This is a genomic window from Citrobacter sp. Ce129 (assembly GCF_030334545.1).
Taxonomy (GTDB): domain Bacteria; phylum Pseudomonadota; class Gammaproteobacteria; order Enterobacterales; family Enterobacteriaceae; genus Citrobacter; species Citrobacter europaeus.
Genome location: NZ_JAOWDS010000020.1, coordinates 37,485 through 49,087, shown reverse-complemented (window position 1 = coordinate 49,087; position 11,603 = coordinate 37,485). Strand labels below are relative to the sequence as shown.

Sequence of the window (11,603 nt, the reverse complement as noted above, 5' to 3'; positions counted from 1 at the left end):
AATGACAGAAAAATGACTGAGTGCTGCATTCCACAGCAAAACCCCGCCTTATACCCATTTACACACAGAGTTATCCACAATCGTAAGAAAATTAGCGGTCAACATCCCTGAAAAGAAGAGAAAACGAATAAGGAAATCGCTATATAGAAAGAAACTCGCTCTACGGTATATAAAGAAGGAATGCACAGGTAGTCCATGCCCCATCATCCCTACCACCTTTGAATTACGCATCCCATCAGGCGATAATACCCGTACAAACCGTGATTCCAGGACCGTGATGAGACACTCTCTGCAACGTACTGCTATACGCAAACGCCCGATGAAGCTCGGCACTACCGTGATCCTCATGGTCAGTGCGGTACTCTTCTCCGTGCTGCTTGTCGTTCATCTGATTTATTTCTCACAGATCAGCAATATGACGCGCGATGCGTTAGCAGGTAAAGCGCTTGCGGTCGCGCGGACGTTGGCAAACTCCCCGGAGATCCGCCAGGGGCTAATGAAAAAGCCCGCGGAAAGCGGCATTCAGGCGATTGCTCAGGCGGTGAATAAGAGCAACGATTTTTTGTTCATCGTCGTCACCGATATGCAAAGCATTCGTTACTCCCACCCCGAAGCACAGCGAATCGGTCAGCCGTTTAAAGGCGATGACATTTTGCTGGCCCTACAAGGTAAAGAGAATGTCGCCATTAATCGCGGATTTCTGGCTAAAGCCCTGCGGGTGTTCACTCCTATATATGACGAACATCACCGGCAAATTGGCGTGGTGGCGATCGGTCTTGAGCTAAGCAGAGTTGCTGAACAGATCAATAACAGCCGCGGCAGCATCATCTGGTCCATCTTATTTGGCGTGCTGGTTGGGCTGCTCGGTACATGGATATTCGTTAAGGTCCTCAAGCGCATTCTGTTTGGTCTGGAACCTTATGAAATCTCCAATCTGTTCGAACAACGCCAGGCGATGTTGCACTCGATAAAAGAAGGCGTCATTGCCGTTGACGAGTGCGGTGAAGTGACGCTGATAAACCAGGCTGCGCAGGAGTTGCTCGATTACCACAAGTCACAAGACGATGCCCAGCTCTCCACGCTCAGCCACGCGTGGTCACAGGTAGTCGATTTTTCACAGGTACTGCATGACGGAACGCCGCGTCGCGATGAAGAGATCATGGTTAAGGATCGGCTACTCTTAATTAACACCGTTCCGGTACTCAGCAACGGTAAAATCATCGGGGCCATTTCAACGTTCAGAGATAAGACTGAAGTGCGAAAACTGATGCAACGGCTGGACGGCATGGTCAACTATGCCGATGCACTTCGTGAACGATCCCACGAATTCATGAATAAATTGCACGTGATTCTGGGATTATTGCATCTGAAAAGTTATAAGCAGCTTGAAAATTACATCCTGAAGACCGCGAACAATTACCAGGAAGAGATTGGCTCACTGTTAGGAAAAATAAAATCTCCGGTGATCGCAGGATTTTTACTCAGTAAGATTAATCGTACCTCTGATTTAGGCCATAGCCTGGTGATCAGTAATGAAAGCCAGTTGCCAGAAAATAGCAACGAAGATCAGGTGGCGGTGCTGATTACCGTTCTGGGGAATCTGATTGAAAACGCCCTGGAGGCGCTAGGTCAAGAACCTGGCGGTGAGATCAGCGTATCCTTGCATTATCGACACGGCTGGTTGCATTGCGAAGTGAATGACGATGGTCCGGGGATCGCCCCCGAACACATTGAGCACATCTTTGAGAAGGGCGTTTCGTCAAAAGGAACCGAACGGGGCGTAGGTTTAGCGCTTGTTAAACAACAGGTTGAAAACGTTGGCGGTAATATATCCGTCGAGTCTGAACCTGGGATCTTCACCCAATTTTTTGTACAGTTACCGTGGAATGGTGAGAGGGCCAGCAGATGATCAATGTCTTAATTGTCGATGACGATGCAATGGTAGCGGAATTAAACCGCCGTTATGTCGCGCAACTCTCCGGTTTTCATTGCTGCGGCACAGCTTCCACGCTGGAGAAAGCAAAAGAGATAATCTTTCATAGCGGTCATCATATCGACCTGATTTTGCTTGATATTTACATGCAAAAAGAAAACGGTCTGGATCTGTTGCCTGTTCTGCACAGCGAAGGTTGCAAGTGTGATGTCATTGTCATCTCTTCCGCCGCCGACGCGACCACCATCAAAGACTCTCTCCACTATGGTGTCGTTGACTACCTGATCAAACCTTTCCAGGCTTCCCGTTTTGAAGAGGCACTGACCGGTTGGCTACAGAAGAAAACTGAAATGGAAAAGCATCAGTACTATGAACAGTCTGAGCTTGACCAGTTGATTCACGGTAGCTCCTCTAATGAGCAGGAAGTGCGGCGCTTACCCAAAGGATTAACGCCACAAACTTTACGCACGCTGTGCCAGTGGATTGATGAGCATCAGGATCAGGAATTCTCCACCGATGAACTGGCCAACGAGGTCAATATCTCGCGCGTCTCTTGCCGCAAATATCTTATCTGGCTCGTCAATTGTCACATTTTATTTACCAGCATCCATTATGGCGTAACCGGTCGACCGGTTTATCGTTACCGCGTTCAGGCGGAACATTACTCATTGCTTAAACAATATTGCCAATAAAAACAATTGGGGATTATTTGTTATTTGAAGGTAACAATTATTAAAATAATGAAAAATCCCTATTTTACTGGTTCATGCTGCAGAATTATAAATTTGCGTTAGATCAAATATATTTGTATCCGGCATGTTAAATGCGTTATTTTAATATTGATTAATGTCACACTGTTTTTAATTTCAAAATCGCTAACAAAAGTTAATTAAGTATTATCTAACTCGCAGAGTGTGTATTTTTACCCATAAAGGATTAGTCTGAAATTAACCAGACATACAAAATCTAGACTGGTAGCAATGGAGACCATGCTACGTACCATGGACACCGTACATTTTTGTGAGCAAATAAAAGTATCCGCACGCCAACCTCATCAAATCATGAAATGGCGTGAGCGTGATCACATAAATAACCCACTCACTCATTCTGTCGGTGGTTCACGTAATAGCGGAAAACGCAAAACAGATAAATTACAGCGTCAACCGCAGCTCTCTATGTCCAGCTCTGCTTCCCATCGCCTGAGGATTCTCTCCTCTGATCAAAGCCACAGAAAAAAGCAAAATATCGCCATAACTTTAAATAAACATTCTAGCAAGACATTTGAACATTAATCGCAAATACGGACATATCGAATACTGACCATTTTTTGATGCCTATTCTGGCAAAAAAGAATGTGGCACAGATCCATTTTTCAAAAAATTGACTGGGTTTTTCGCGAGGGTAAATAAAATGTTATTTAGTATACAACTTCTCATAATATTAATATGTTTGTTTTATGGTGCCAGAAAGGGCGGTATCGCGCTGGGTTTATTAGGCGGTATCGGCCTGGTCATTCTGGTTTTCGTTTTCCATCTCCAGCCGGGTAAACCACCTGTAGATGTCATGCTGGTTATTATTGCCGTGGTGGCCGCATCGGCAACCTTGCAAGCCTCTGGCGGCCTTGACGTTATGCTGCAAATCGCTGAAAAGCTGCTGCGTCGTAACCCAAAATACGTTTCCATCGTCGCCCCGTTCGTGACCTGCACCCTGACGATTCTCTGCGGTACTGGCCACGTGGTATACACCATCCTGCCAATCATTTATGACGTTGCCATTAAGAACAATATTCGTCCGGAACGTCCGATGGCGGCGAGTTCTATCGGTGCGCAGATGGGGATTATCGCCAGCCCGGTTTCCGTCGCCGTTGTGTCACTGGTGGCAATGCTGGGGAACGTCACGTTTGAAGGCAAGCATCTCGAATTCCTCGACCTGCTCAGCATCACCATCCCGTCTACCCTGTTGGGTATCCTGGCGATCGGTATCTTCAGCTGGTTCCGCGGTAAAGATCTGGATAAAGATGAAGAGTTCCAGAAGTTCATTTCCGTACCTGAAAACCACAACTATGTGTATGGCGATACCGCCACGCTGTTAGACAAAAAACTGCCGAAAAGCAACTGGCTGGCCATGTGGATCTTCCTTGCCGCAATCGCCGTGGTTGCCGTGCTCGGCGCGTTCTCTGAGCTGCGTCCTACCTTCAGCGGCAAACCGCTGTCAATGGTACTGGTCATCCAGATGTTCATGCTGCTGACCGGTGCGCTGATTATTATCCTGACGAAGACCAATCCCGCTTCAATATCTAAAAACGAAGTCTTCCGTTCCGGTATGATCGCGATTGTGGCGGTATACGGTATTGCCTGGATGGCCGAAACAATGTTCGGCGCGCACATGACAGAAATCGAAGGTGTGCTGGGCAATATGGTGAAAGAGTATCCGTGGGCCTATGCAATTGTTCTGCTGCTGGTTTCCAAATTTGTAAACTCACAGGCAGCGGCGCTGGCAGCGATTGTTCCGGTCGCGCTGGCAATCGGGGTTGATCCAGCGTACATCGTGGCTTCCGCTCCTGCATGTTACGGTTACTACATTCTGCCGACCTACCCGAGCGACCTGGCGGCTATTCAGTTTGACCGTTCCGGTACCACCCACATCGGCCGCTTCGTTATCAACCACAGCTTTATTCTGCCTGGTTTGATCGGCGTAAGCGTATCCTGTGTCTTTGGTTGGATCTTCGCCGCAATGTACGGTTTCTTGTAATTACAGTTCGCGTGCCGTCCACGTTGGTACGGCACGCCACCGTTAAGACACAGAGAATTTTAAAATTCCTGAGAAAAATGAAAAGGCTGGAAGCAAATGTCAAAAGTTGAATTCACTTACCAGGCGGCTTTCCCACTGGGGGAAGACAAAACTGAGTACTACCTGCTGACATCCGATCACGTCAGCGTCGGCGAGTTTGAAGGCGAAACAATTCTGAAAGTAGCCCCTGAAGCACTTACGCTACTGGCCCAGCAAGCCTTCCACGATGCCTCCTTCATGCTCCGCCCTGAACACCAACAGCAAGTCGCCTCAATTCTCCATGATCCCGAAGCCAGCGAAAACGATAAGTACGTGGCGCTGCAGTTCCTGAGAAACTCCGAAATCGCCGCCAAAGGCGTGTTGCCAACCTGCCAGGACACCGGTACGGCAATTATCATGGGTAAAAAAGGTCAGCGCGTATGGACCGGCGGCGGCGATGAAGCGGCCCTCTCCAAAGGCGTATTTAATACCTATATCGAAGATAACCTTCGCTACTCGCAAAACGCGGCGCTGGATATGTACAAAGAAGTGAATACCGGCACCAATCTGCCCGCGCAAATCGACCTGTACAGCGTGGACGGTGACGAATACAAATTCCTGTGCGTGGCCAAAGGCGGCGGTTCAGCCAACAAAACCTATCTGTATCAGGAAACCAAAGCGCTGCTGACTCCCGGCAAACTGAAAAACTTCCTGGTTGAGAAAATGCGCACGCTGGGTACCGCAGCTTGCCCGCCGTACCACATCGCATTCGTCATTGGCGGCACGTCAGCGGAAAGCACCCTTAAAACGGTGAAGCTGGCCAGCACGCATTACTATGACGCACTGCCGACTGAAGGTAATGCTCACGGCCAGGCGTTTCGCGATCTACAACTGGAACAGGAACTGCTGGAAGAAGCGCAAAAACTCGGCCTCGGCGCCCAGTTTGGCGGGAAATACTTCGCACACGATATCCGCGTGATCCGCCTGCCTCGCCACGGCGCGTCCTGCCCGGTCGGTATGGGCGTCTCTTGCTCCGCAGATCGTAACATTAAGGCCAAGATTAACCGCGAAGGGATCTGGATCGAAAAACTGGAACATAACCCAGCTCAGTACATTCCGGAATCCCTGCGCCAGGCGGGCGAAGGTGAAGTGGTTAAAGTTGACCTCAACCGCCCAATGAAAGAGATCCTCGCCCAGCTCTCTCAGTACCCGGTCTCTACCCGCCTGTCGCTGAGTGGCACCATCATTGTTGGTCGCGATATTGCCCACGCGAAGCTAAAAGAACGTATTGAGTCCGGCGAAGGCCTGCCGCAGTACGTGAAAGATCATCCGATCTACTACGCGGGTCCGGCCAAAACACCTGCGGGTTATCCGTCCGGCTCTTTAGGGCCAACCACCGCGGGTCGTATGGACTCCTATGTTGACCTGCTGCAGTCTCACGGCGGCAGCATGATCATGCTGGCAAAAGGTAACCGAAGCCAGCAGGTGACTGACGCATGCCACAAACACGGCGGCTTCTATTTAGGCAGCATTGGTGGTCCGGCAGCAGTACTGGCGCAGCAGAGCATTAAGCATCTGGAATGCGTGGAATACCCGGAGCTGGGTATGGAAGCTATCTGGAAAATCGAAGTAGAAGATTTCCCGGCTTTCATTCTGGTCGATGACAAAGGCAACGATTTCTTCCAGCAAATCGTCAGCAAACAATGCGCTAACTGCGCCAGGTAACCCATTCGGCCCGGCACTGGACTGACACCTGTTTTTTTGGCGTCAGTCCAGTGATCCCCCCGGGCCAACTTTATCCCCCCATTTACTGGCGTTGAATTTTTACCGCTCACAGGGAATAGTAACCTTTTCCATTACTTGTGAATTCGCAATGCTCCGCACACTGAACCCCACAATTTTGTACTCTGGCGCGCTGTTCCTGGCGTTGATTCTTATCTACACCGGAATCTCCGCCTCGGAGAAAATAACCTGGCTGATGGAAGTCACGCCGGTCATTATTGTCGTCCCGTTGCTGCTAGTGACCGTTAAGCGCTACCCGCTGACGCCGTTGCTCTACACGCTCATTTTCTTGCACGCCATCATTCTGATGGTCGGCGGTATGTATACCTACGCTAAAGTCCCCGTCGGTTTTCAGGTTCAGGAATGGCTGGATCTCAGTCGTAACCCCTATGACAAGCTGGGTCACTTCTTCCAGGGGCTGGTGCCTGCCCTGACGGCAAGAGAGATCTTAGTGCGCGGTAGTATTGTTCGTGGCCGAAAAATGCTGGCATTTTTGGTCTGCTGCGTAGCGCTGGCGATTAGCGCAATGTATGAACTGATCGAATGGTGGGCGGCGCTGGCAATGGGCCAGGGGGCGGATGATTTTCTTGGTACGCAGGGCGACCCGTGGGATACCCAGTCAGATATGTTCTGCGCTCTGCTCGGCGCATTGACAACGGTGCTGTTATTGGCTGGCTGGCACAACAGACAGTTAAAAACTGCCGGATAGCGCTCACGCTTATCCGGCAGTCTGCCCTACCCATTACGAGATTTGATAACCAGAATCGGCAAGGCGAACAACAGGGTCAGAAAGTTCGCCATGCTGACGGCAGTATCTTCAATCAATAATCCGTAAATCAGCCACAAAACCAGCCCACACACAAACATCACATACATTAAACCGGAGATACCCTGCGTGTTGCGGGTGGTAATGACCTTAATCGCTTGCGGTAAGAAAGAGAGCGTCGTCAGGCAGGCTGCCAAATACCCAATCCACGAATGCCATTCCATAGCTACGCCTTCATATCGCCTGGAGCGGCTACCGCAATAGCTGGGATATCCGATTGCTCATTGTGCTGCGGCACCTTACGGTACTTATCCAATAAATGGATCTGGATCCTGCGCAGCGTATCGCCGTTAAGTCGGTAAAAACGGAAATAGAGCAGCAGTGTGACGATAAAAAACAATGTGGGCAGGACAATCATAATGAACTGCATTCCGAGAATTGTTTCCGCTGATTGAGGCATATTGGGTACGTAACCAATCAGCCCAAGTACCACTGCAATGAAGAATGCTGCAAACGCTGATCCCCCTTTAACCACCATGGTCTGAACCGAATAGGCAATACTCTCACAGCGAATATTGAATTTGTATTCACCGTAATCGACGGTGTCCGCCACCATAATGACCTGCAACACCCAGAAAAGCGCAGTACCGATATTCAGGAAAATCCCCGCGGTAACGATCAGGAAGGTATTGTGGTACTCCGCCAGAGCCATAATCAGCAATACGCCTGCGCTCAAAACAGGCATCACTGAAGCGCCAGCCCAGAGTATTCGACGAGAAAGCGCTTTCGCCAGGCGTGGGAAGAGGATCAGCGTTAATAAATTCGCTGCGCCGGCATATGACAGGTAATACGGGAAAAGATCTGCATCGCCAATAACATAGGTAAAATAGTAGATCGCAAATCCGGTGATAATATTGGCCGCAACATTGTAAGCCAGCGCCATCCCTAACAGGCATGAAAGCTGATCGTTTTTGTAAATCAGCCCGAGAATCGTTTTTAGCGGTAGACGACTGCTGTCCGCCGTTGCCTCGCTGTCGGAGGAATAAACTTCATGAACGTTGCGTAATGTGACGAGCGTCGACGCGATGAAGAATGCAATCAGCACCAACGTAAACATCTGGAAACCGAAGCCGCGATCGGCACCGCCAACATAGCTCACAAAAGGCAGCGTCACGCCCGCGGTGACAAACCCGGCAAGGCTGGCGAAGAAACGGGGGAACGGCACCAGTTGTTCACGCTCGCGTTTATCCAGCGTAATGGTGGGGACCAGCGACCAGAATGGAATATCCATAATGGTGTAAGTCATCCCCCATAATATATACGTCACACAAACAAATACGATTTGCGCCGTCCCCTCAAACAGGTGTGCGCTAAAAAGCAAAAACAGCACCAACGAGTTCGCCAACGTGCCGAGTAAGATCCAGGGTTTAAATTTTCCCCAACGCGACCGGGTAGCATTCACTATCCAACCCATCACCGGATCGTTAAACGCATTCCATATTTTTGCCACCAGGAACAACGTTCCAACGACGCCTACCGATAATCCCACCACGTCGGTGTAGTAATACATCAGGTACATGTACACGATACCGATGGCGAAATCCTTACCAAACGCTCCAAATCCATAACTGAGTTTTGTTGTCAGAGAGATGCTCATAGGGTATCGGGTCGCTGTTACCAGCGCCCGCCTTCTGTAAGAGGAAACGTCAGAGGTTAAACGCCGGATTCTCTGCCCGGCTTGATTGTGTGTTAACGGTGTAACCAGGCCGGCAGCCAGTCGCCGTGAGACGCGATCAGGTCATCAACCAGCGCATAAATCTCCTCAATCCCCAATACCGCAGCGGTATGCGGATCCATCATCGCCGCGTGATAAACACGATCGCGATTTTCTGTCAGGATGGCTTCCGTCAGCAGAGTCTGAACATTGATATTGGTTTGCATCATAGCCGCCAAATGCGACGGGAGAGTACCCACCTTCGTTGGCTGGATACCATTCGCATCGACCAGGCAAGCCACTTCCACACAACAGCCTAGCGGCAGGTTATCGATCAAATGGTCATTACGAACGTTGCCGTATACCACGCTCGGTTCACCGGTCCAGATAGCGTTCATGATAGTGCTGGCATATTCGCGCGACGGTTTAATATCGATTCGCGCCGCCGTTTTGTACTTCTCCAGCTCTTTGTTCCAGTTCGCCAACTGTTCCACGCATCGTTTTGGGTACTCATCCAGTGGAACCTTATAGCGCTCAATCAGATCCTCACGCCCGGGTTTGATAAACCATGGCGTATATTCGGCGAAATGCTCCGAAGACTCGGTGACGAAATAGCCGAGTTTTTTGAACATTTCATAGCGCACAATGTTCTGGCAACGCGTATTTCCGTGAATATTCGGTTTCGGCGCCTGACCGGATTCATAAGCCGCCAGCAGTTCCGGATAAAGATTCACATAGGCACCGTCAGCCGTTTTGCGCTCAAGTTCCAGATAAAACGCCATATGGTTGATCCCGGCGCAGCGATAACGCAAAGAGGCTGGGTCGATGTTCAAATCGCGGGCCAGCTCCTCCGCTGTTCCCTGCACCGAATGACACAGTCCAACCTGCTTAATATGCGGATAGCGTGCATACATTGCCCAGGTGTTCATCGCCATCGGGTTAACGTAGTTAAGCATGGTAGCCTGCGGACAAACTTCGGTCATGTCCTCACAAATCTGCCATAAATGCGGGATAGTGCGCAGCGCGCGCATAATACCGCCAGGCCCCAACGTGTCGGCAATCGTCTGCTCCAGACCATGACGTTTACACACCGCAAAATCGGTGACGGTACATGGTTCATAACCGCCGATCTGGAAAGCCACCACCACAAAATCGGCGTCCTGTAATGCCGCTTTTTGATCGGTGTAGCAGGTGATACGTCCGGACGCGCCCGCTGAGTCCATCAACTTACGCACAACAATGTGTGACTCTTCCAGCCGAGTAGGATTAACGTCCATCAGGGCGACATGCGCAGATTTAAGCGCATCGCGATGAAAAACGTCTCCAAGGATATTTTTGACGAAAATCGTGGAACCGGCGCCGATAAAGGTAATTTTGGGTGCAGACATCATGACTCTCCAGAACATTAGTGAACACAGTCATGGTGGCACAGCGCATAGCTGAAAACTTCCGACTTCCCTGGCGAGCATTCCCATAAACTCAGATCGCCTCTTTGCCCGCTAGTGGATCTGAGTTTATGGGACAAAATTGCCCAAAAAGCAGAGTATGCGGTCCCAAAATCTCGCTATGCTCAATGATATCGGTCCGATTTGTGTCCTGATTCTCAGCCTTAATGCGCAGTAAATGACATGATTCTGATAATTCAGGAAATGGAGCAACCATGAGTACACTACCGACATCGCCTCTTCCCCCCGATCCGCACATGTGCAGTAGCGATGAAGAACAAACTCGCAGCCCATTGTCGCTGTACTCAGAATATCAACGGATGGACATTGAGCTGCGCTCACCGCATGCAATGCCTGCCAGCCACTGGCATGGGCAGGTGGAGATCAATGTGCCGTTTGATGGCGACGTCGAGTATCTTATCAACAACGAAGTGGTGCAGATAAAACAGGGACACATCACGCTATTCTGGGCCTGTACGCCGCATCAGCTCACGCGTCCAGGCAGTTGCCAAAGCATGGCTATCTTCAATTTACCGATGCACCTTTTCCTCTCCTGGCCGCTGGATCGCGAACTGATCAACCACGTTACTCATGGCATGGTCATCAAATCGCTGGCGTCGCAGCAGCTGAGCACCTTTGAAGTTCAGCGCTGGCAACAGGAACTGAGCAACCCGAACGAGCAAATTCGCCAGCTCGCCATTGATGAAATTGGTCTGATGCTCAAGCGGTTTAGCCTTTCTGGCTGGCAGCCTATCCTGGTCAATAAAACCTCGCGGACGCACAAAAACAGCGTGTCCCGGCACGCCCAGTTTTACGTCAGCCAAATGCTGAGTTTTATTGCCGAAAACTACGACCAGGCGCTCACGATCAACGACGTCGCGGAGCACGTGAAGCTCAACGCCAACTACGCGATGGGGATTTTCCAGCGCGTGATGCAACTCACCATGAAGCAGTACATCACCGCGATGCGCATCAATCACGTCCGCGCATTGCTTAGCGATACCGATAAAACCATTCTCGACGTTGCGTTGACCGCCGGATTCCGATCCAGTAGCCGTTTTTATGACACCTTCAGCAAGTTTGTCGGCATGTCGCCGCAGCAGTACCGCAAACTGAGCCAGCAGCGTCGGCAAACAATGGCTGGCTGATATCATTCGCCAATATCAGTATCAGCCAAAAAAATATTCCCCCTGT

Annotated in this window: 10 protein-coding genes; 7 read left to right on the top strand and 3 right to left on the bottom strand. The window is 50.2% G+C overall.

Going from position 1 to position 11,603, the window contains the following annotated elements:
• Positions 1-277 precede the first annotated feature (277 nt).
• The 6 genes from OGV77_RS00320 to OGV77_RS00295 all read left to right on the top strand — a co-directional run bounded on the left by OGV77_RS00320 (position 278) and on the right by OGV77_RS00295 (position 7,193).
• Complete coding sequence (locus OGV77_RS00320; RefSeq protein ID WP_043018144.1) at positions 278-1,909, top strand: sensor histidine kinase; 1,632 nt, start codon at positions 278-280, stop codon at positions 1,907-1,909.
• The gene (gene dcuR, locus OGV77_RS00315; protein WP_043018143.1) at positions 1,906-2,625 is read left to right on the top strand and encodes a two-component system response regulator DcuR; all 720 of its coding nucleotides are present in this window, start codon (positions 1,906-1,908) and stop codon (positions 2,623-2,625) included. Before OGV77_RS00320 ends, dcuR begins: the two co-directional genes overlap by 4 nt.
• Before the next feature lie 297 nt (positions 2,626-2,922).
• Positions 2,923-3,225, top strand: coding sequence for a hypothetical protein (locus OGV77_RS00310; RefSeq protein ID WP_141110930.1), 303 nt, complete (start codon positions 2,923-2,925; stop codon positions 3,223-3,225).
• 118 nt (positions 3,226-3,343) lie between these two features.
• The gene (gene dcuB / locus OGV77_RS00305) at positions 3,344-4,684 is read left to right on the top strand and encodes an anaerobic C4-dicarboxylate transporter DcuB (protein ID WP_003031873.1); all 1,341 of its coding nucleotides are present in this window, start codon (positions 3,344-3,346) and stop codon (positions 4,682-4,684) included.
• Positions 4,685-4,780: 96 nt separating this feature from the next.
• The gene (fumA, locus tag OGV77_RS00300; protein WP_043018142.1) at positions 4,781-6,427 is read left to right on the top strand and encodes a class I fumarate hydratase FumA; all 1,647 of its coding nucleotides are present in this window, start codon (positions 4,781-4,783) and stop codon (positions 6,425-6,427) included.
• Positions 6,428-6,575: 148 nt separating this feature from the next.
• Positions 6,576-7,193 (top strand): DUF2238 domain-containing protein, encoded by a 618-nt coding sequence (locus tag OGV77_RS00295; RefSeq protein ID WP_043018141.1) that lies wholly within the window; start codon positions 6,576-6,578, stop codon positions 7,191-7,193.
• A 26-nt stretch (positions 7,194-7,219) separates the two neighbouring features.
• Here the strand turns inward: OGV77_RS00295 and OGV77_RS00290 are convergent, their stop codons facing one another.
• The 3 genes from OGV77_RS00290 to melA form a co-directional block, all read right to left on the bottom strand.
• The gene (locus tag OGV77_RS00290) at positions 7,220-7,474 is read right to left on the bottom strand and encodes a SemiSWEET transporter (RefSeq protein WP_043018140.1); all 255 of its coding nucleotides are present in this window, start codon (positions 7,472-7,474) and stop codon (positions 7,220-7,222) included.
• Positions 7,475-7,476: 2 nt separating this feature from the next.
• Positions 7,477-8,907 carry a melibiose:sodium transporter MelB gene (melB, locus tag OGV77_RS00285; protein WP_087051826.1) on the bottom strand — a complete coding sequence of 477 codons (1,431 nt, stop codon included), beginning with the start codon at positions 8,905-8,907 and terminating at the stop codon, positions 7,477-7,479.
• A 92-nt stretch (positions 8,908-8,999) separates the two neighbouring features.
• Complete coding sequence (melA, locus tag OGV77_RS00280; RefSeq protein WP_087051825.1) at positions 9,000-10,355, bottom strand: alpha-galactosidase; 1,356 nt, start codon at positions 10,353-10,355, stop codon at positions 9,000-9,002.
• A gap of 269 nt (positions 10,356-10,624) precedes the next feature.
• Here melA and melR point away from each other — a divergent pair, with 269 nt between their 5' ends.
• Positions 10,625-11,557 (top strand): transcriptional regulator MelR, encoded by a 933-nt coding sequence (melR, locus tag OGV77_RS00275; protein WP_087051824.1) that lies wholly within the window; start codon positions 10,625-10,627, stop codon positions 11,555-11,557.
• The last annotated feature ends 46 nt before the right edge of the window (positions 11,558-11,603 follow it).